The sequence below is a fragment of the Anaerobiospirillum sp. NML120449 genome, from assembly GCF_023051105.1.
In the GTDB taxonomy this organism is placed as follows: domain Bacteria; phylum Pseudomonadota; class Gammaproteobacteria; order Enterobacterales; family Succinivibrionaceae; genus Anaerobiospirillum.
Genome location: NZ_JALKIL010000004.1, coordinates 56,279 through 77,597, shown reverse-complemented (window position 1 = coordinate 77,597; position 21,319 = coordinate 56,279). Strand labels below are relative to the sequence as shown.

The 21,319-nt window shown below is 55.8% G+C and carries 11 protein-coding genes; 4 read left to right on the top strand and 7 right to left on the bottom strand.

Annotation, left to right across the window (positions count from 1 at the left end):
* Positions 1–39: 39 nt before the first annotated feature.
* From MXE41_RS02260 to purM, 3 genes are all read right to left on the bottom strand, one after another.
* A complete protein-coding gene (locus MXE41_RS02260) occupies positions 40–1,224 on the bottom strand; it encodes a hypothetical protein (protein WP_247099211.1) in 1,185 nt (394 codons plus the stop codon).
* A gap of 451 nt (positions 1,225–1,675) precedes the next feature.
* Positions 1,676–2,140 (bottom strand): hypothetical protein, encoded by a 465-nt coding sequence (locus tag MXE41_RS02255; RefSeq protein WP_246977492.1) that lies wholly within the window; start codon positions 2,138–2,140, stop codon positions 1,676–1,678.
* Between the two features lie 442 nt (positions 2,141–2,582).
* Positions 2,583–3,635 carry a phosphoribosylformylglycinamidine cyclo-ligase gene (gene purM, locus MXE41_RS02250; protein ID WP_247099210.1) on the bottom strand — a complete coding sequence of 351 codons (1,053 nt, stop codon included), beginning with the start codon at positions 3,633–3,635 and terminating at the stop codon, positions 2,583–2,585.
* A gap of 760 nt (positions 3,636–4,395) precedes the next feature.
* Here purM and MXE41_RS02245 point away from each other — a divergent pair.
* Positions 4,396–6,057 carry a DUF2066 domain-containing protein gene (locus tag MXE41_RS02245; RefSeq protein ID WP_247099209.1) on the top strand — a complete coding sequence of 554 codons (1,662 nt, stop codon included), beginning with the start codon at positions 4,396–4,398 and terminating at the stop codon, positions 6,055–6,057.
* A gap of 173 nt (positions 6,058–6,230) precedes the next feature.
* Here MXE41_RS02245 and MXE41_RS02240 read toward each other — a convergent pair whose 3' ends face one another.
* The gene (locus MXE41_RS02240; RefSeq protein WP_247099208.1) at positions 6,231–7,727 is read right to left on the bottom strand and encodes a M48 family metalloprotease; all 1,497 of its coding nucleotides are present in this window, start codon (positions 7,725–7,727) and stop codon (positions 6,231–6,233) included.
* Between the two features lie 529 nt (positions 7,728–8,256).
* On the opposite strand from MXE41_RS02240, the gene MXE41_RS02235 reads away from it, so the two are divergent.
* Positions 8,257–10,227 carry an AI-2E family transporter gene (locus tag MXE41_RS02235; protein WP_247099207.1) on the top strand — a complete coding sequence of 657 codons (1,971 nt, stop codon included), beginning with the start codon at positions 8,257–8,259 and terminating at the stop codon, positions 10,225–10,227.
* Between the two features lie 177 nt (positions 10,228–10,404).
* On the opposite strand, the gene MXE41_RS02230 is transcribed toward MXE41_RS02235, so the two are convergent.
* Positions 10,405–11,235, bottom strand: coding sequence for a tetratricopeptide repeat protein (locus MXE41_RS02230; protein WP_246977497.1), 831 nt, complete (start codon positions 11,233–11,235; stop codon positions 10,405–10,407).
* A gap of 32 nt (positions 11,236–11,267) precedes the next feature.
* Positions 11,268–13,400: a DUF3413 domain-containing protein gene (locus tag MXE41_RS02225; RefSeq protein WP_247099206.1), complete on the bottom strand. Its 2,133-nt coding sequence runs from the start codon at positions 13,398–13,400 to the stop codon at positions 11,268–11,270.
* Between the two features lie 1,718 nt (positions 13,401–15,118).
* Here MXE41_RS02225 and MXE41_RS02220 point away from each other — a divergent pair.
* Both MXE41_RS02220 and MXE41_RS02215 read left to right on the top strand, forming a co-directional pair.
* Positions 15,119–19,546 carry a hypothetical protein gene (locus tag MXE41_RS02220; RefSeq protein WP_247099205.1) on the top strand — a complete coding sequence of 1,476 codons (4,428 nt, stop codon included), beginning with the start codon at positions 15,119–15,121 and terminating at the stop codon, positions 19,544–19,546.
* A 353-nt stretch (positions 19,547–19,899) separates the two neighbouring features.
* Positions 19,900–20,208: a hypothetical protein gene (locus MXE41_RS02215; RefSeq protein WP_247099204.1), complete on the top strand. Its 309-nt coding sequence runs from the start codon at positions 19,900–19,902 to the stop codon at positions 20,206–20,208.
* 447 nt (positions 20,209–20,655) lie between these two features.
* Here the strand turns inward: MXE41_RS02215 and rimI are convergent, their stop codons facing one another.
* On the bottom strand, positions 20,656–21,249 hold the full coding sequence (gene rimI / locus MXE41_RS02210; protein ID WP_247099203.1) for a ribosomal protein S18-alanine N-acetyltransferase: 594 nt from the start codon (positions 21,247–21,249) through the stop codon (positions 20,656–20,658).
* Positions 21,250–21,319: the final 70 nt, after the last annotated feature.

Sequence of the window (21,319 nt, the reverse complement as noted above, 5' to 3'; positions counted from 1 at the left end):
TATTGTCGGCACCAGGCTGTTAAAAACTTTTGACCTCTGTTACTGGCTGCTCTTTTTACCTTTCCTGATTACCAGCTCAACACCGCCGCCGCCAAGGCGCACTTCCTCATAGCCTTTGAATACGGCAATTACCAGCGTAAAACCAATGGCAGAGATGGCTGCAATGGCTGCTGCGGTCAGGGCGGCACCCAGCGTTCCCATGGCGGTACCGGCTGCTCCCAGGGTAACACCACCGGTAAATGGCGCAAAGAGCGCAGCACCGCTTAAACCAAGAGCCAGCAAATTAAGAGATCCGGCGCCTATGGATCGCAGTCCCTTAAATGCAGTACGCAGCTTGCGGGCAAGATCCCCCTTTACCAGAATACGCTCAGCACCGCTGCGCCTGGCCTCATCAAGCTCCTCAGGGGTATAGACCACCACGGGATAAAAGACAGTATTTACCTCACTGCCCTGTCCTCTGGCGCTCTCACCTGCTGCCACAGCATCCGATGCTGCAGCAGTCACAGCCCCGGCTCCGGCCATGGCAGCAGATCCGTCACCGGCCATGGCTGCTGCCCCTGCAACTGCCCCATCACTACCATTTTCAACTCGCTGCAGCAAATCACTGGCAACAAGCTCAGTTTTCCTGGCCGGGGTCTTGATGGTCAGCAGCAGCTCATCTGAGTCATCAGCGTCCTCTGTCTCGTCAAAGTCATCTGCCTCTGGCGCAGCTGCTGTGGCCATGGCAGCTTCAGCAGGCGTGGCTGCAGAGGCCGCTGCGACAGCTGCAGCTGCTGCTGCCATGGCTTTGCGCCTGCGGTACTCATCGCTGTCCATAAAGACGGTATTAAGACGCATGTGGGCACTGGCAGCCGCTGAAAGCTCAGGCTCTGCAGCTTCAGCAACTGAATTTTCCCCGGTTGCCTGACGCTCAGTGAGCAGGCCATTAAGACGCTCACGGGCAATCCTGCCCGAGCCGTACGACTCAGCAGCTGCGGCTGCGCCTGCAGCTGCAGCAGCGCCAGCTGCCCCGTCGGCGCCGGTACCAGCTTCCCGGGCACCGTCCTCTGCAGCTGCGCCTGCGGCAGGAACTGAGTCCTCAGGGGACAGGCCACTGTCCTGATGGCCCCAAAGGCCTCTCAGGCGGTCACGGGCTGTTGATGCAGTTGCGACCTCCTGAGGCTGCGCTGCAGTCTTGTCACTTTCCTTGGGCTCAGAGCCTTTACGCCAGCGGGAAATCTTCACTTAACACGCTCCCCAGATATCTGTGCTGTCAAAACATAAACCACACTTCATAATATGCCCCCAAGCTTATCACTTTCCTGGCATTAAATGCCGTAAATTAGCTCATGGTCATTTAATATGTCCACATGCAGCCGCCCCGGCCAGGGTTGTGCCTGGTACGCCCAAGCCTGCATGCCGCGCTGCGACCACGACGCACAACGAGCATGACGCGCAGCGAGCACGGCGCACAGCGAGCATGGCGCGCTGCGACCACGCCGCGCAATGAGACGGATAAATGGCAGGCATGCAGGCTGGGCGCTGCTGAGCAAATAAAAACCCAGCATCAGGCTGTGGTGCCATGAGCGGGGAGGGGCCGTGCGCATGAAGATAAGAGCAGAGCGCGGTATGAGACTGGATATTTGGACAGCTGGTGGCAGCCGGGCACCGGGTGGGCGAGCTGCCGCATGGGGCGTCAGATACGCTCGTCTGATGACTGCTTTTTGCTGTCGGCTTTTTCCCTGTTCAGATTGCGACGGCGCACCGGCATATCATCAGCAGACTCTGAGCTTTCACTGATGGAACGCAGGCGCAGGGTCTGAGCAGCCGGGTCAAATTTAACAGGCTGGTAGAGCCTGCGGATACGGTTAATCATGCGTACGGAAATATTGGCAAAGCTCAGATAAATAAGGGGCAGACTGAACAGAGCCAGCAGACCGGCGCAGACCACTGAACCAGGGAGCATCAGGGCCGGATAGTAGATGGAGGCAAAAAGGCAGATAAAAAGCAGAATAAGGCTGACACTAAGGCGCTTGAAGCTCTTGCAGCCATAGTAAACACCTGAGGCCAGAGAGCCCTGAACAATGATTTCCGGCTCCTCTTCATAAACGGCCATTATCAGCTCGGTACCATTGGTAACCTGTCTGGCGCTGTATGACATACCCCTTCTTCTCCTTGTAGCTGCTGCAGCGGCACCTGCACTCCATGGTCAGGCATCTGCAGCTTACTGTGCGCCCTTACCGCACTGTCCCTGATATTTCTGCATGTGAAAATAATGCTAACCCCATTATACACGGCGCCGCGACCGGGGAAATCAGGACTGATCAAGCCTGGGCAGGCTGCCCGCCCATGGCCGGCCCCGGCAATGGACCAGCAATGGACCAGAGCATGGTCTGGAGCTGGGGGCTGCTCAGCACCGGAGCTGCCCGGCGCTGTCTGTGCCCTCATTGCAGGAGCGGACATGGACGCGTGGGTCAGGATGGCCGTGCGCTAATGGGCAGCGGGCTGTTCCTGCCAGGCTGCGGCCATGAAAAAAGGCACAGAGACTGAGCCCTGTGCCTTTTTTCATTAAGCCCTGCATTGGGCAAGGCGGCGCTGGATTATTAGTCCTGCATGTTGAGAATGGTTACCTGAGCGGCATCGGCAGCTGGGCGCTTCTCGATGGAGCCGGCAATCCAGGCCTTCTCGCCTGCAGCGGTCAGAATCTCAACAGCCTTCTGGGCGTCAGCGGCATCCAGAGCGACAAACATGCCTACGCCGCAGTTGAAGGTGCGATACATTTCGTAGGTTGATACATTGCCTTTGGTCTTGAGGAACTCAAAGATCTCCGGCCACTGCCAGGTAGCCGCATCAATGGTGGCTACGGCATCTTCAGGCAGCACGCGTGGGATATTCTCCCAGAAGCCGCCGCCGGTGATGTGGGCCATGGCGTGCACATCAACCTTGCTGATGAGCTCAAGCAGCGGCTTGACGAAAATGCGGGTAGGCTCCATTACGGCATCAGCAACGGTCTTGCCTGATGGCAGGGTATCCTGCTCAGGGTTAACACCGGCATGCTTGAAGATGTGACGGATCAGGGAGTAGCCATTGGAATGAGGGCCGCTGGAGGCGATGGCAACGAGGGTGTCACCGGCCTTGACTTTGGAGCCGTCAATAATCCTGGAAGCCTCAACCACACCAACACTGAAGCCGGCCAGATCGTAATCACCGGTCTCGTACATGCCAGGCATTTCAGCAGTCTCACCGCCTACCAGGGCACAGCCGGCCATTTCACAGCCTTTGGCAATGCCGGTAACTACGGAAGCAGCTACGTCAACATCGAGCTTGCCGGTTGCATAGTAGTCGAGGAATAACAGAGGCTCAGCGCCCTGTACGATTAAGTCGTTTACGCACATGGCAACCAGATCCTGGCCCACGGTGTTGTGGCGCTTGAGATCAATGGCCAGGCGCAGCTTGGTGCCAACACCATCAGTGCCGGAAACCAGAACAGGCTCTGTGTAACCCTTAGGAATACGGGTTAAGGCGCCAAAACCACCCAGACCGCCGATAACCTCAGGGCGGGAAGTGCGCTTGACAGGGCCCTTGATACGCTCAACTAACTCTTCACCGGCATCGATATCAACACCAGCGTCTTTGTAGGTTAAATTGGTAGCCATGTATTATTGCCTCAGTATGCAACATGAAAAAATGAATGGCCAATTATACAGCAAAAGCATCGATTCTTGAGAAAAAGCGGCAAAGTTATCGGCTTTTTAACCCTTTATGACTGCATTTCTGCCACCATGGAGCCATGCCCCTGGTCACATCTGACAGCCCCCTGGTGTCAGGACCACGGTCACAGCTGACAGCCCCCGGGTGTCAGGTCCACGGTCACAGCTGACAGCGGCCTGTCACCCTGCCCGGGCGCTTAGTCGCCAGTACCAGAACCCCCGATCGCTTCTGGCAGGTACCATGAGGCAGGCCGGGCCGGCTCCTGCCTGAGCTCCAGATGCCCGGGTGTCGGCCATCCGGCACCTGAGATTGCACGTGGGCCGTTTTGGGCCTGTCGTTATGGGAGTGACAGCTGCAGGGCGAGCATGTGCTTTTTTGGAGCAGCTCAGGGCCGGGCGCGCCTGTTTACTGACAGCTGCGGGCTTTGTATTCCTGCCCTTTCCTGTGCCTGTGCTATGATGCAATGCATTATCATGAGCCTGCAGTGGGGGTTTGGGCAAACTGGCATGTTTCCGGCATGCCCTGTCAGATGCACTGTCGAAACCTGCTGTTATGGAGCGCAGCATGCTCATGCATGCATTCATGCATGCAGGCGCAGCTGCCCCGTACATCACAGGCCCCAGAGTACTGCCTGGGTGCCGGCTCAGGTGCTCAGGTGCTCAGGCGCCGGTGGATGTGTCTTACTGCCTGCAGCGGGCAGTCTTTTTGACCATTACAGTTTCAATCATGCTCATGGAGCACAGGATTTCTGCAAAGGACGCAAACATGCTTAATCACAGGCTATCGCTTCTGGCCGCTTCGCTGGCTATGGTGCTGGGTTCATCCTCTGCCATGGCCGCCCAGGAAAATACCGCACCGGCCGCTCCTGCAGCAGCTGAACTGCGCGCCGCTCCGGCCCGCCCTGCTGCTCCAGCTGCTGCCCCGGCAGGCGCTGTTGCCAAGGCTGCTGCAGCTGCACCGGCTGCACGTGCAGGTGGTGTCGCTGCTCCTGCAGCACGTGCTGGTGGCCCGGCTGCCAGCGTCGTGGGCGCTTTTTCCCCTGAGAAAATCAGTGCCGGTGCTGCCGCTGCCGTAGGTGCCCCAGCACCTAAGCGTCCTGCCTTTACCTTTGAAAACCAGAGCTCAGGTAACAAGCGCCTTGATCTGGGCGGTCATCACGGTCTTGGCACCGGTGAGGGCACCACCATTGGTGTGCTCGACGGTAATGCCGAGCGCGTGCAGGAGGTGAGCGTGCCTGTACTGACCACCTTTGACAATGCTGTCATGGACGGCTTTAAGAGCCTTGAAAGCGGTATTACCCTGGGCCTTGGCAAAAGCTCCAAACTGACCATCAATGATGTGGCCCCGGCTCTGCGCAGCTTTACCTCTGATGCCGATGGCAATCTGGTCCTGCGCTTTTCCATTCCCATGGCTGAAAGCATTCTCAAAAAGGAAGGTGCCTCCTCCTGGAAGGGCCTGTCCAATCCTGTGCTGGTGTGGATGGCCGGTCTTGACGGCAGCGCCAATATGAGCCTGGTGTCCGGTCAGAATCTGACCAGCTTTGCCCAGTCCATCATGGCTGCCACCTCAGATTACAAATACCGTCTTATCTTCCCTATTCTTGATCTGCAGGAAATAAAGGACATCAAGGTGGCCACTGTGCTTGATCAGGACATTGAGGCTCTGACCAGAGCCTCTGAGCGTTACGGTGCGGATTATTTCATTGCCGGATCCTTTACCTCAGTGCCAGAGGAGAGCAATGTTACTTTCAAGTGGAATCTGTACAACCGTGACGGCCAGCAGGTATCAAGCTCCTCGGTAACCGGTCTTATGGATGAGGTTTCCTCTCTGGGCGCCGGTGATATTGCCCGTGCTCTTATGACCTGGCAGGCAAATCAGGATCAGATGATGACTCCTGCTGCCATGAAGGCCAGCAATGTTGATATCGATATGCTCGGCCCTGGCGAGGGCTTTGTGCGCATGAGCATCAGCAATGTCAAATCCCTGCAAGACGTCCAGTCTGTGCGCCAGATTATGGTGTCCTACGGCTTTGACGGCGATATCCGCATTATCGGCTTTGACAACGGTCAGCTGGTACTTGAGGTTTCCACCAACTCCAAGGCCGAAAATCTTGCGGCCACCATGCGTCATGCCGGCGAGTTCCAGTACCTCTCCCCATGGAACTTCAGCTTTGTGGAGAATGCCTACATCCGCCCGGCCATGATTGAGCGTATCGGTCCTGCCAGCAAGAACCGTCCTGACTCACGTATCAACCCTGCCAACGTGGCTCCGGCCCATGTGGTCAAAATTCGTGATGCCCGTGACGTAGGTCAGGGCAACGGCCTGCCAAACCGCAACGCCCCTGCCATTCAGGGCGCCGCCCTCTAGGGCCGGTGCTGCTCACGGCTCCGGCTCAGAGCTCAGGGCAGCATTATCCGCTCTGTAAATACAAAAGCCCCGTAAGCTGATGCTCACGGGGCTTTTGTGTCTGTGGGCGCAGTGCCTGAGCCATAGCTGCAGGCAGCGCCACAGCTCTGCGACGGCGCGGCTGCCGGGCCTTACTACTGACTTAGCAGGGCCTCGTCAAAGGAGCGCTGCATGGAGATTTCAGCTACGCGCGCCTTGATGCGCTCGCGGGTGAGCTCCTGGGTACACTCGCGCAGGGCCTGACCATAAATGCCAATGGATTGCTGGTAGGCGGCGCTTTGGGCATAGATTTCACCCCTGGTCTGCAGGGCCTCGCATTTGTCCTTGAGCTCACGCTGGGTCTTCTCAAGCAGGCTCAGGGCCAGCAAATCATCAGGACGCAGGCGCAGGTAATTGTTAAGCACGCTGCGCGCCCGGGTCAGCTGTCTGTTTTCAATCAGGGCTGAGGCCAGATTGGCCACTATGACCTGATTGCGCGGCATGACGCGGTAACGGGCCTGCAGGCGCTCAATGGCCTGAGCCTCATGACCGCGCTTAAGGTCAATATCAGTTTTGAGATCGAGCACGAAAAGGCTGGTGTTTTTGTTAACCGGCAGCCTGTCCAGATACGAAAGAGCAGACTCGTAATTTTCAAGCTCATATTCGGTCAGGGCCAGAGCATAGTTGACATAGGCTTTCGGACGCTTGTCGACATTGGCCTTGATGACCTCACGGAGCTTCTGAAAATCAGCCTTGTCCTTATGACCTGAGAAGCGCACGGCAATGCGGGCCTGAGCCATGAAATAGTCAGCATTGGAGGAATTTTCACGGCGGCCATAAATCTGAGCACGGTTCTGAGCCTCGGCTACACGTATGTCAGAGAGCGGGTGGTCGATAAGCAGAGTAAAGGCCGGATTGATATTGCCCTGCTGGGCCAGCAGGCGCTTGAACATGTCCACAGCGCCATAGGGATTCATACCTGATTTATAAAGCAGGGCTATGCCCAGGCGATCGGCCTCATACTCATTGTCGCGGGTAAAGTTAATACGGCTTTGCATCTGCGCGCCCATGGTGGTGGACAGAGCGGCCATACCAAGAGCCGGATTTAAAATGGACATGACAATGGAGCCAATCATACCGGCCATGGACAGCTGACTGGTTACGGTCATGCTCTCGACAAATCGGGCAATGTGGCGCTGGGTGACATGGGAAATTTCGTGGGCAATAACCGAGGCAAATTCATCTTCGGTCATGGCATAGTTGAAAAGGCCGGTATTGATAGCCACCTTGCCGCCCAGAAAGGCCGAGGCATTGAGGCTGGGATCATTGACCACAAAGAAGGTAAAGGGAAAGTTCACATGATCGGCATGGGCAAGCAATCTGTTGCCCAAGGTAGTGACATATTCACTGAGCACCGGATCATCGAGCACATTGAGCTGTGAGCGGGCCGTGCGCATGAAAAACTCACCTATGGCCATTTCCTTTTGCACGGTAATACCCTGCACACCGGCTGTACCGATCTGAGGAATGAGAATGCTGTCATCCGGAGCGGCAGCAGCAGCTGGTATTGTCAGTACTGCTGCTGCAAGCGCGCCTGCAGCCAGTCTTTTAAGAGCACGGCCTGTTTTTGATGCTGTCCGTTTAATCATCATCTATCTCCAGCTGACTGCGGTATGGGCACACGCCCCGGCGCCTGAACACACGCCCCGGCGCCTGACCTGATGCCTGGCATAGCAGGGCCCGGCAGGGCGGGGCGCCCTTTATGGTAAAACTCTAGCATATGCAGCAAGGATTAGCGTGAGGTTAGCCTGTGCAGCCGTAAATTGCACCTTTGCAGTACGATGCGCGCCAGGCCATGGCGCCGGCCATGGCCTCAGTCCCGGCCCCAGGCGGCCGCTGGTGCAGGCCCGGCCGGTTGCCGGGCTGCCCCCGGAGGACACTGGTGCCGGCCTGGTGTGGCTGCCTGTGTCTGTGCTGTGGCGGGGCCCGTGGTGATGGTTAATTTATCTTCACTTTGGGAGGCTGGTATCTGTTAATCACGAGACGGCTGATATAGACTAACATCTGTAATTGAGAAAAAATTCCGTTCCGGGAAAAGAGTGCGGCCGGCACGCCGTTTATCAGTGCGCATAACTGCACTGAGCTGTTTTTCCCAGTGCCACAAAAGGCTCCACCCCCAACATGTTCACTCTGCTCAGGCGCTGGTATGAGCGCCACTTCTCCCAGCCTGGCACCATTGAGTTTGCTCTGGTGCTCACCGGCTCCTTTATCATCGTCTACTACTTCATGTGGCTGGTAGGCCCTATTGTCGTAGCCCTTTGTCTTGCCTTCTGCCTTGACTGGCCTGTCGAGTACATGAAGCGCCGCTTTGCCATTTCCCGCAAGATAGGCGCCACCATAGTCATGTTTGTATTCAGCTCTCTGCTGGTATCAGCCACCTTGCTGCTGGTGCCAAATGTCATCAAACAGGGCGCCGAATTTTACAATTCCGTAGTTTCTTTCAGTACTGACGACTCCTCTGCAGACAAACTGCCCCAGTCTCCCCCTGAAAGTCTGAGCGGCGGCGCTCAGGCAGGTCAGGATGACGCTGCCAGTGGTGCTGGCGCCGGTGGTGCTGGCGCTCACAGCCCTCAGGGGCTCAGCCTCGATGGCTCCGCCCTTAAGGACTCATCGGCTTCAAATGAGGCCGGCATCAGCGCAGCTGCCGGTTACCGCAGCGGCTCCAGCGCCCTTGGCTCAGCCGCCGAGGCCTTTGCCCATGTAGCCACAGCAGGAGGTGCGGGCACTGTAACAGGGAAAAGGGCTGCTGCCAGTGGGGCAGCCGGTGGCGATGCTGCCAGTGGGGCAGCCGGTGACGCCGCTGCCGGTGGCGCAACTGGTGCCGGTGCCGGCGACGGCACCCCGGGCTCAGGCAGCGTGCTCAGCGATGGCTCTGACCGTAATCTGTCTCCTGAGGGTGTCCAGGCACTGTCAGAGCAGAACGGCTCAAGCGCCGGTGCCGGAGCTGGAGCCGGTGTGGGCGCTGAGGCTGCCCTTGATGGCCCGGCCATGTTCAGTGCCCGTGATCATGGCCGCAAGAACGAGACTACCATTGTCTATATCACTGGACCTGGTGCCGAGGGTCATGGGGCTGATCCCCAGAGCAAGGAAAAAATGGCTCAGGCCGTAGCCAGTGCTGCTCTTGCAGCAGCTGAAATTGAGCTGGCCCGCCGTGATGGCAGCAAGGGTATGCCGGGATCTGATCATGGTGAGGTCAGTGCCGTCAGTCACAATGGCGATAACGACAGCTATCAGATTACCCTCATCAACGGATCAGGTGAGCAATTTAATTTCAGCAGCAATGAAAACGAATTTACCCTCTCTGTAACTGACTTTGATGCCCGTCTTGCCAAGGAGCTGCATGATGTGGTGCTCAATCTGCCTGATCCCCTGCCAGGCATGCTCACTCAGAGCCTGATTGAAGAGAGCGTACGCAATGCCCGCATGGCTGCCACCAACAAAATGGCTGATCTGATGCGCACCCAGCTTATGCCATCAGTGGTCAATGCCTTTACCTGGCTGGTCTATGCCATTATTGTCCCTATCTTCACCTTCCTTATGCTCTATAACAAAGAGCAGCTGCAGATCAGGGCCCTGACCTTCATTCTGCCTAACAACCAGGTGCTGATGCGCAAGTTCTGGCCGAGCATACACCGTCAGATAGGTGGATATATCAGAGGCAAGCTCCTGCACATCATCATCATTGCCATTGCCAACACGCTGGCTTTCATGCTGCTTGATGTTAACTATGCTCTGCTCCTTGGGGTTGGCGTAGGTCTGTCTGTGGTTATTCCTTATGTAGGAGCGGTGATCATTGCCATTCCTGTGGTCATGGTAGCTATCTTCCAGTTTGGCTTCAGCACCGATCTAATCTGGGTTCTGGTCGTATATACAGTCATTCAGCTGCTCGACAGCAATGTGCTTACCCCCATGCTCTTCTCCAAAGCCATGAATCTCGATGCCTTCTCCATTCTGGCTGCCATTTTGATATTTGGTAATCTCTGGGGCTTCTGGGGCGTGTTCTTTGCCATTCCTCTGGCCACCTTTATCAAAACCCTCATTGTCAAGTGGCCAAATGCCGAGCCCGTCAACCACAAGGGTGAACGCATCTGACCTGATACCGGCCAGAGTGCATACTGTGCTCTCTGGCCTTACGGGCATCAAAAAAGGCCGTCCTGTAAGGGACGGCCTTTTTGTTGCCATGGCAGCTGTGCTGCTGCAGCGCCACGGGCAGTATGGCTGCGCCGTGCGCTGCCGCGCGAGGCGCCTTGCGCGTGGCGCGTGGCACCATCAGTACATGAGGGTGTAGAGCCTGCGGCGGTAGAGGCTCTGATTTGGATCACCATCCATGGTAGCCAGGATATCAAGGAAGGTCTTCTTGACGTCCTCATTGCCCAGATCCTTTTTCAGGAAGGCAAATAAAATGGACAGGGCCTCTTCCTTCTTGCCGGCAGCTGACAGAGCCACGGCATAGGCCACAGTATTTTCAGCTGACTGATCCTGCTCATACTTTTCCTTGAGCTCGACCATCTCAGGGCTGTTCTGAGCCTGCTCGGCAAGGTCCAGAGCGGACATGAGCTGCTGATACTCAGGGCTTTGCTTTTCCTCACGGCCAAGGTTATCAAGAAGCTCGTGGGCCTTTGCAGTGTTTAAGGCGGCAATGAGCAGACGGGCGTAGATAAAGCGCCAGCTCAGATTGCTCTCATCAAGAGCAAAAGCCTCAGCTGCTTTGGCTACGGCATTGTTGAGATCACCCTCAGCCTCAGAGGCCAGAGCAGCGCGCATGAGCATGTCGCCCTCGCCTGGCATGAACTGATTGAGAGTTTCCTGCAGGCCGTCAATAATGCCGTCGCCCTCCAAAATGGCAGCCGGCTGACCATTGTCGATTACTACCAGGGTAGGCAGAGTGCGCAGGCCCATACGGCCGCCCAGCACATTTACCATAGGATCCTGGATATCGCACATGGCCAGGGTTACATACTCATTACTGTCAGAAATGGCTGTGGTAATGGCATTACGGGCAGCATCGCAGCTGGGATCAGCATCGTAGAAAAAGCAGAAAACAGGCTTGTCCTTTGAGGACATGAAAGTCTGTTCAAAATTTTCCTGAGTAAGGTACATAAGTGTAAATTCCTTGTTCTCCTGACTGAATATCAGCGCAGGAAACGATTGAGATCGCGTGTGGCCTCAATGAGGTTCTCAAGATTAGGTCTTACCTGCACGCGTTCACTGTGACGCTCGACATAGGATTCACCGTCCTGAGAGTAGATAACGGTATCATCACGTCCAATAAGCATCAGATAATCTGAGCCGTCAACCAGCAGATGGTCGCGGCCTGAAAGGGTACGCAGCTGGGCACCGAGCGTGTAATTGCCCTGAGCCGTGGTGATATTGACCACCTCGCTTGCTACAGTAGCAAAGATATCGACAGGGGAGCTGAGCACTTCGCTGTGGCGGCCCTGCTTGCCTCCATCCGGCCAGAATACCAGCAATGGCACATGCTGAACCTGGCGATCATAGCGGCGGGTATCCTGACGGAGCAGATCATTGCCCTCAGTTGAGGTAATAATCACCATGGTATTGTCCATGAGACCTGATTTATTCAGCTCCTGCATAAACAGGCCGATCAGGGCATCAACATAGCGCAGATTGTGCTCATAGGTGATAACAGCCTGAGTGTCAGCATCGGCAGTCACGCCTGAGCTCTCCTCAGTGGCCCGGGCCGGCAGGGCACATAGGGCCTGGTCAAAGCGCGCGGACAGCAAATCATCACGATCAGCTCCGCCATCGCCCTGAGCATCTGCTACGCCTGCAGCTGCAGCGCCTGCTGCAGCTCCCTCTGCGGCGCCTGCCCTGGCACCTGCGCCGGTGGCGGCGGCCTTGCCGGCCGTACGGACCTGGCTGCACTCAAGGGAGGCATCTTCAGAGCTGCGCAAATCGTTAATCACCAGATTAATGGCAAAAGGACGCTGCTCACTGGAGCGGTAGCTTTCAATCTGATGCAGGGCATTGATCATGAGATCACGGGCATTGCCTGAGACGCTCAGCTGCGGGCTGCGCAGACCTGAATTATTGAGCAGCTCACGCAGATAGGTATCAAGCTGACTATCCTTACTGCTGCCAGAGGCACCCGGGGCCGGTGCGCCCTGGACCGGGGCACTGCCGGCGGCGCCGGCGGCGCCCTGAGCGCCAGAGGATCTGGCGGTAGCGGTGGCAGCCCTGCCGTGATGGCCCAGGGTGGCGCCTGATGAGACCATCAGGCGACGCACATAATCCTGACGGAACATTTCATCGGCCGTTACCGGCAGCAGGCGGCTTGAAATCATGGCGCTGCGATACTGCAAAGGCAGGCCGAAATTCATGGAAAAGACATTATCGCCCTCGTCTGAATAGAGCAGATAGTGTTCATCAAAGTTATGGGCCTTTTCCTCAAGAGCGCTTAAAGACGGAGTGAGCTCATGGGTAAGATGTGAGCTTGAGAACCTGTTGATGGCGATGACAATGAGATTGCGCGGCGTGGCCGAGCTGTCAATGGTTAACGGGCTGAGCGGATAATGAATGTACTCTGAGCGCAGGCTCTGCTCGCGGCTTAACTCCTCTTCAGACAGCCAGCCATGGCTGCTCAAAAAGGACTTGGCCGTCATAGGGTAATGCACAGGGAAGGTTGAGCGCAGCAATGTAATACGCTCATAGCGGGCGGCATCGGCCCAGATGTGCATGACATGGGAGCTGATAAAGCACACACCGATTACGGCCAGCACCGAGCGCACCAGATAAGGATGGTGGGCGCGGTAAAGCGAATGGGTAGTGATTTTGGCAAAGACAGCTTCAATTGCCAGCACCAGAGGCACGGCAATAAAGAGGAAGTTGTAATTAAGGCCGGTATCAAAATCAAGCTCACGGACAATGAGATTAAGGGCCGTAAAGCTCAGATGCACCTTGACCATCAGATAGATCTTGATGTCAAAGAGCAGGAGGGTATGCCAGATAACAGCCAGCACTACCGACAGTACGCGGTACCAGCGAAAATTGCCAATGAAGGAAAGCGGGAAGAATATGACCAGAAAGACCACTACAGTCAGAAATGACATGTGGCCCAGGCAGGTAATGATGAGATAGACAAAACTTAAAAAGTCTGGTGCCGGTGGAGCTGAATAGACATATCCTGTACCCAGAAAGCAGCTGAGCAGGATATTAAGAAAGATAAAGTAATGACCCCAGGAGATCGATCGCGACACCTGTTCTTTATAGGAGAAACGCTTGTTAGGTTTAAATGGAGCGTCCATAGCCCGACCACTGTCTCTTGGAAAATCTACTCAGGCACTGTGTACCAGGACCAGCACGGCCTGTCCCTGACAGTAACACTTTCACTGTCAGGCAGCGCCCGGATAAGGCGCCGTCCGTGGGGCTGATTTTATCACAACTGAAAGCCGCTCCCCTGACACTAAGGCCATCCCTGCCCGCACCGGCCTTTCAGTGCACAAAGCCCCTCTCATCAGCCCTCACACCAGCCCCAAAAACCAGCCCGGCAAGGCCAGGTTCGGCCGGGCTGAACCTGCCCGGCCGGGCAGGTCTGACCGCCGGGCACGGATGAGCATTTCCGGCTGAGCCGGCCTTACTGGCGCTGGCAGCGCCCGCCCCGGCGATCCTCTGCCTTAAGCATGAAAGCCACGTCTACAGTACTGCCATAGGCCTCAGGTTTAACTTTTCACGCCTTTGCCTTTCCACCATGGCACTTGTGCCCTGATGCGCCCGCGCCCGCAGCTAAGGCGCAAAAGACCAGCAATACGCTCCTCGGCCTTGCCTGACTGACCGCAGTCTCTATTGGGTCATTAACAGTTCCTTTCCTGTCAGCACCATACCCCCATTACCGAACCCTCTGTTTGCACTGTTCAGGTGCTCCGTAAAATGCTCTGTGAAAAATGTGACAGCTTGGGAGGGCGTTTTCTGTGAAAGTGTGAGCCTGCGCATTTTTGCCCTGTGAATGATGGGAGTTTCTGGGGTGTTTCATGGGGTGATCGGGCTTTTTTCATTACATATATCGTTTTGTGACAGATCTCACATAAAAATCCAATTATGGCCTGTTAAACCCTTTTGTCACTTTATTTTGTCTGGATAAGACTGGTGAAATTTTGTGATCAAGCTCACATGTTTCCATGATTTCACAAAAAATGGCCCCAGGCCCTCATGTTTGCAGCAAGAGGGCCTTTTTCGTCTTTTTATCATGTAGCCACAGGAGCAGCACAGCAGCCACTGGCAGTCATCTGAATAAAACCGTCAGTCAGATGAGCTCAGAGCTGTCACTCAGGTCACATGTCCTGGTACCCGGCGGTAAATGTCTGCATCGCCATCAGGTACCGGCAGATAAGAGCACCTGCACGCAGGTGTCCCCATCTGCAGGGACAGTGTCAGCCCTGAGCAGGCCACAGCGCAGTGCTGCCCCCTGTACCCGGAATTAAACCGTAGCCAGAAAACTCACAAAGGTTGAACCGGAATCAGCACTACTGACAAAGAGACAGAGCCCTGACACAGGACCGCAACAAGTCAGACTGGCTTACACACTATCGCCAGGCATCAGAGCGCTTCCCGTGCACTCAAAGAATCAGACAGATAAAGGATTACCAGTCAAAGCACAGGCCGATATGCCGGCCGGCCAGCACAGCAAACATCACCTCGACCGGCATTTTTAATTTCACGCAGCCCGCTGCAGCCTCTCTCTGTGAGCTTTTGGGGCGCAGCACGGCTGCAGACTGCCTGCAGGCCCAGATGGCCCGGGCAGGGCACAGTGCCACGGCTGTGGCGCTGTGCAGCCGGGCTGACGCCCGGCCCTTTAAGACAACAGTAGCGCACATGCTCAGAGCTGCATGTGGCAGGCACAGCCAGCAGCTGCGCAACCAGGTCGCTGCTGCAGAGCGCAGCAGCCGGCCGCGCAGGCAGGACGCAGCAGCAGCTGCGCAGGCCGCTTCAGTGCCGGCATCATCAGACAGATAACAGGATAACAGCCATGGGATCACTCTCAGCACGTCAGACCATTGAAGAGGTGGCCGCCACTTTTGCCCGTCGCTTTGGCATCAAAGTGGTCTTTGAGGGCAGTGGTGCCTACAGCACCAGTGACACCATCATTCTGCCTCGTGTCTCTCTTGAAAATGTCGAGCAGGAGCGCATGATCTACGGCCTGCTGGTTCATGAGGCTGCCCATATCAAATACAGCGATTTTCGTGCGTTTACCGGAGTCAGTGGTGCGCTGTTAAAGGAGCTGGTCAACATACTTGAGGACACTCGCATTGAAAGCCTGATGTGCCGTGATTACATGGGCGCTTATGAAAACCTTGCCTGGGTTAACGAGACTATTTACAGCCGACTTGAGCCCATGGTGGACAATGCCCCTGCCTGTCCCAAGCTCAATATCATCAAGGCCTATATCCACACCCGCGCAAGTCATATTGTCATGGACTACCCCGGCTCTTGCTCCCTTGCCTGGCGCTTTTACCGTGAGCTTACCTGTCTTGTCAGCCAGCAGGGCCTTTATGACCTGAACGAATTAATAAAAGAAGTACCTGCCTGTAAGGACATCAGCGATGTGATTGCCCTGAGCCGCCGTATCTACGCTCTACTTGGCTCTGAGTACTTCTTTGTTCCCGATTTTTCGCGCATGGCTTTGCGTTGTCAGCTGTGCAGCCAGTTTGATCTTGAAAACTACCGTCGCCTGGCCGAATTATTCGGCCAGGAATTCAAGGCCCCGGTTTTATGCCCTGCCCCTGTTCACCTGCAGGTTGAATCCTGTCAGAGCGTCATAAGTCGCATGGGACTTTCTCTTGATGAAAACGAGGTCAATAACGGTTTTATTCCTGATTTTCTCTCCCCTTTTCTCCCTGAGTTTTTTGCCAGTGGCAATCTCAATGACACGCTCATGGCTGCCCGCTTCAGCGCTCAGCAGCTTGAAGATGCCACGGCCCTGTCCACCATGGCAGCAGGCAATTTAACTGAGGCGCGCTGGCTGGCCCGTACCGCCGATATCGACAGGCCCCTCAAAAAGCCGGCTCCAGCACTGTTAAAAGAGCGCCTTGAGCGCTGCGTCCACGGAGACATGCCCGTCCTGCAGCAAAAGCTCACCCAGGCCATATTAAAAGATCTTCATACCATGCCTGATATTCCGGCCGCGCTGTCTGAGCAGCCGGCCGGGGAGGTTTCCCGAACAGATAAAGTTTTTAACCCGGATACCGCCAGGGCGGCCTCTGGTGCCGACGGCACTGCCAGCTGGGCCACAGGTGCAGGCGCTGCCCTTGCGCCGGCTGCCTCTGGTGCGACAGCGGCTGCAGGAGCTGCAGCCGGGGCTGCAGGCAGTGCAGCAGATGGCGGCGGCGCAAGGCGTGCTGCCGTTGAGCACGGCACCTTCATTGATGAGGGCCCTGATGTTCATCCTGAGACCCTGGCTGTGGGCCCTGAGTACCGTGCTCTTGAGTGTGTTCAGGACTATACCGTTCGTGGCAGCAGTAACCATACCCTGCCTTTGTCCTTTCAGGAGCGCTTTGTCAGCGGTCAGCTTGAGATCCTGGAGCGCAGTGAAGGTGACAGCCGTGATCCTGAGGATTTCTCAAGTCCCTATCTTTATGCCGGCCCTCTGGCCCGCCCTGATATCCCTGAGCTCCATACCCGTATCAACCGCCTGATGAGCACAGCTCTGCATGGCACTGAGGGGGATCAGCAAAAAGCCCGTGAGGCCATGCCCGGTCTTAGTGACGAGCAGTACCGCAATATCATTCAGGTATGTGAAAGCACTGATCATCTTGACTGTCATCTGCGCCCCCTTGATCTGCGTCATAACGCCTTTACCGGCCCTCTGTGCAGCTGGCAGGAGCTCTGTCAGGCCCTGATTACCATGAGCCGCTTTCTGCGCGATCATGAGGATGAGGCTCTCAGTGCTGCTGCCCCCGGGCGCCTTGAGGATCTCAAATCCTTTATGGCCATACCTCATGAGCGCTTTCTTGAACTGTGTGGCGATCGTGACCTTGTGGACGTTAGCTATCTTACCGGCTCCTTAAAGCTCAGGGCCGTCTGCCCGTCACTGGAGCTCATTGCCCGTCTGAGCATGGAGATGGCAAGCCGCCCTTATGACCGTCTGCACCTTGCCCCTGTGCTTGATTTGAGCACGGCCGGAGCACCGGTACAGCTGCTCAACGGCATGCGCTCCTGGCAGGCCGGCATGTCACGGCATATGAAAATAGCCGCCGAAGATGTACTGCCTGAGGCCCGCAGCCGCGAGGAGCTTGATGACATCAACAGACGTGCCTTTACCAACTACGATGACCTGAGCAAGATAGTCAAAGCCCGCATCATGACTCCGACCATGATTGAAAACAGCCGTCGTATCCGCGATGAGGGCATATGCCTGCCTGTCTTTCAGTATGACCAGGGCCAAAAGGAAATCGACTGTCTGGGCTGGAGCAGCTTTGATGGCAATCTTGATCTGTCATCCCTGCCACAGCACCGCCGCTCTCTTATGGACCGCACCTATGAGGTAAGACGCCATGCCCGCTACCGCCGCAGCGCAGCAGTGCTGGGCGAGTATGGTCTGTACAGCCGCGACATACTCGACCCCGATCTTATAAGTGATCCGGCCATGTACTGTCGCGACCGCAGGGGCAATATCTACTACAAATACTATTACGAGCGCACCCTCGTTGCCCGCCGCGTCATGCTCAGCTGCGGTCTGCAGCGTGCCGACGCCCCGGCAGCTGACGCTGCCAGTGCCGGCGTTGCAGACAAAGTCGCAGTAGCAGCTGCGGCATCCGGCAGCGGAGCATCACCTGGCCGCTATCCTGTAGCCTGTGCCGTTGCCCGCGATCACTTCAGCGCCATTAACAGTTACGAATACGCCGACCACAATGCCATGGAGCGCAACCGCAGCGCCCGCGCGCTTTATGAAGGCCGCCGTCAGCCTCTGGTATACCGTGGTTTTTATCTCAGTGAACTCTTTACCAAACCATCATCAGGACGCTCTTATATTAACCCTGAAGCCTATGACCCTCTTACAGGTCTGCGCCATCCTGTCTACATAGAGCCCGAGAGTATGGTCTATACCGAGTGGCAGCGCCACACTCGCATGACCTCAGCTCTGCGTCAGCTGCTGCCATGGGAGCTGCAGCTTGCTCATATGGAGCTGTCCCAGAAACAGAGACCGCTGTTTAACATGCGCGATCCGCGCCTTGAAAACAGCTTTGCTGACGCCCTGCGTGAGTACTACTACGTAATCTACCGTCTTGCAGATACCCGCAGTGAATTTCTCGGACGCACCGTCTCAGGCCGATCCGCCCCGGGGGGCACATATGCAGGAGGAGGTAATGGAGCCGGGCGTTGTGCACCACAAAGTGGGCGTGGCCGGCCATCAGGATCCGCCTCAGGCGGCCCTGCCGGTGCCGTACGTAACAGCACGGCCTTTAAGGGCCAGACCTTTACCTCTGAAAGCGATGCTGATGTCATCAGGGATCTTAAGAATCTGCGCTATGACCTGAGACTTGAGCTGATGGCCAATATCGACAGAATGCGCGCTCTGGGCAGCTCTGTGGTCAGAGTGATTGACTGGCAGGTAATGAACAATCCTCAGCTTAACAATCATGGTCTGCACTCAGGACTGATGCAGGACATACAAAAAGCCCAGCAGTACCTTGTAAACAGTGCCGCCACCATCGAGCACTCTCTGGTACCGGCTCTGAGCAGCGCCATAGAGTCTCTTACCGGCACTCACAAAGGAGCCAGCCGCCATGGCAGTGACCTCAATGTCAGAAGAGCCCAGTTCATGCCTCTTGGTGAGCAGCGTATCTTCAGGGCCGATCAGGAGGTATTTGGCCATGATCTGAGCGTGCATCTGCTGGTGGACATCTCACTGTCCATGCGTGAAGGTCAGAAAGGACCACCGACCATGAAATTTGTCTGCCCTGATTCAGCCGGCTTTATGGCCTGTCAGGCCGCCCTTGCCCTGGCACGTGCTCTGTCGCGCACCGAGGGCACCAGCTGTGAGGCTACCTTCTTTCCAGGACCGTTTGAAGGCAGCAGCTGCCTTAATGTCAAAAGAGCCGATGAGGATATCAATGCCGTGGAGCGCTTCTTCTTTCAGCTGCCCCGCCTTGGTACCCCTACAGCACAGGCCATCATGTATGCCATGCACAGCCTGCTGCGCCGTGATGCGCGCCGCCGTGTCATCCTGCTCATTACCGATGGTCTGCCTGATGACAGTGCCGCAGCCGTCCATGCTCTTAATACCGCCCGCGCCCGGGGAGTGCAGGTACTGTGTACCGGCATTCTCAAAACCACCGAGGAGTTTAAACAGCAGGCCCGTCAAATCTTCCCTGACATGGTCACAGTAGAAAACTTAAATGACCTGCCAGCCACAGTAAGCCGCCTGCTGCTCGACTACACGGCAGCATACAGATAAATGCCAGGCGCCCGCGCCCCATGTCATATGCGGCAGCGTCCCGGCAGGCACCGGCCACATGACAAGGCATCTGTCTGTGCCGCAGAGCACAGTGACCGGCGCCTGCAGCTGCAGGCGGCCTGGCCACAGTGCCAGCCCTGCCTGACTGCCGCCGATAAGTGGCGTGACCACAGTTACCCCAATTTAAGAGTTTGCATACCCATGTGGCTGTGTCCGGGCTGTTACAGCCCGGCCCTCTAAGCCAGGTTGCCATAGAGCTCAAGAGCTGGCTTATGGCAGAGGCAGTGAGGTCAGATCCCTGTATGGTATCGAGATAAAGCCAGTGATACAGACGTGAGATAAGGAATACCGCTATGAATCTTAAAACACAGCTTACCCAGCGCTACTACAATCCTCTGATCACCAATCTCGATGTCGATCAGTGTCTGGAGCGCTACCGCGAAAACCCTGACGATCCCGTACTGTTTAACGCCCCTGTTTATGGCCGTGAAGACATTCCCCGCCACTACTGGCCCCTTGCTCAGTCCCGTGAAGAATATATTGAGCGTCTGGCCCGTATTACCGATTATCTGCTCCAGTGGCGCGTCAGGCCCTTTATCATGAGTGTGCTGGTTATCTTCGTTTTTTACACAGCACTGGCTCTGGGTGGGCTGTTCCTGTAAGCCCGTATCTTCAGGAACTTACAGTCTGCTATGAGAAGACTGTACAGATTAATACTCCTTAACATCTCTTACTGTACGCAAAGGGGCACAGACCAGGTCCATGACCTTATCTGTGCCCCTTTTTTTCCGTTATGCAGCCATGAGCATCATGAAAAACATACTTCATGATGCCAAAGCCCGGCTGCAACATTAAGTTATGGCCCAGTAACAGAGTGTACCGCTGTCAGGCCTGTACCAGTAAGAGCTGTTTTTATAATCGTGCAGACATCTGCACTGTGCCCATGTTACTGCTCTATGGTGCTCCGTACCGATGCCCCTTGATGCGGCCTGGTCACTGTCCTTTGACAGCGTCATGTTTACTGTTCTGCATCTGGGCAACTGTGCTGCTCATTGGACGGGTAAATGTCCTTTACTGCAGCCAGGCCACTGTTCTTTGCTGCGGCCGGTTTAATGCGCTGCATCATGGTCACTGTGCTGCTCATTGGACGGGTCACTGTCCTGAGCATTGGACTGGTTGCTGTCCAGATATGCAAAAGGATTGTCCATACTGATGGTGGTCAAATCACAGCACATGGTATAGGCATCTTCAGCCGGATGCTCTGAGGTGGCGCTGTAGTAATTCTTTCTGGTACCAGTAATGGCAAAGCCATAGAAATCATAAAGATAAAGAGCCACGGCATTGGATACCCTGACCTCAAGAAAGCAGCGCTCTGCGCCCAGCTCCCGGCATATCTGCAGGCTGCGCAGCAGCAGCTTGTGGCCAAATCCAAGCCCCTGATACTTTTTGAGAATGCCAATGGTGTAGATCTCGGCCTCATCAAAAAGAATACATACAGTACAAAAGCCAATGAGCTCACTGTTCAGATACAGGCCGATATTGCGGCAGTTATCTGTAAAGCACTCCATAAGGGAGTCATAAGTCCAGGGATCGCTGTGGGCACTTATCTCCACCTGCATCATCTGTTCGACTGTATGAGGATCAGGCTTTTCAATTACAGCAACACTGAGCTTTTCCTTAAGCGCGTGACGTCGGGAACCCATGATAACTACCTGCCCGGATGCTCTTTATTTAATATTTTATAAAGCATCACAAACACAAATAATAAAGTGA

What these genes read in the sequence shown, in the direction of transcription:
- MXE41_RS02225 (WP_247099206.1), bottom strand. Translation starts at nt 13,400, where the DNA reads ATGGACGCTCCATTTAAACCTAACAAGCGTTTCTCCTATAAAGAACAG.
- MXE41_RS02220 (WP_247099205.1), top strand. Translation starts at nt 15,119, where the DNA reads ATGGGATCACTCTCAGCACGTCAGACCATTGAAGAGGTGGCCGCCACT.
- purM (WP_247099210.1), bottom strand. Translation starts at nt 3,635, where the DNA reads ATGGCTACCAATTTAACCTACAAAGACGCTGGTGTTGATATCGATGCC.
- MXE41_RS02255 (WP_246977492.1), bottom strand. Translation starts at nt 2,140, where the DNA reads ATGTCATACAGCGCCAGACAGGTTACCAATGGTACCGAGCTGATAATG.
- MXE41_RS02215 (WP_247099204.1), top strand. Translation starts at nt 19,900, where the DNA reads ATGAATCTTAAAACACAGCTTACCCAGCGCTACTACAATCCTCTGATC.
- MXE41_RS02235 (WP_247099207.1), top strand. Translation starts at nt 8,257, where the DNA reads ATGTTCACTCTGCTCAGGCGCTGGTATGAGCGCCACTTCTCCCAGCCT.
- MXE41_RS02230 (WP_246977497.1), bottom strand. Translation starts at nt 11,235, where the DNA reads ATGTACCTTACTCAGGAAAATTTTGAACAGACTTTCATGTCCTCAAAG.
- rimI (WP_247099203.1), bottom strand. Translation starts at nt 21,249, where the DNA reads ATGGGTTCCCGACGTCACGCGCTTAAGGAAAAGCTCAGTGTTGCTGTA.
- MXE41_RS02240 (WP_247099208.1), bottom strand. Translation starts at nt 7,727, where the DNA reads ATGATGATTAAACGGACAGCATCAAAAACAGGCCGTGCTCTTAAAAGA.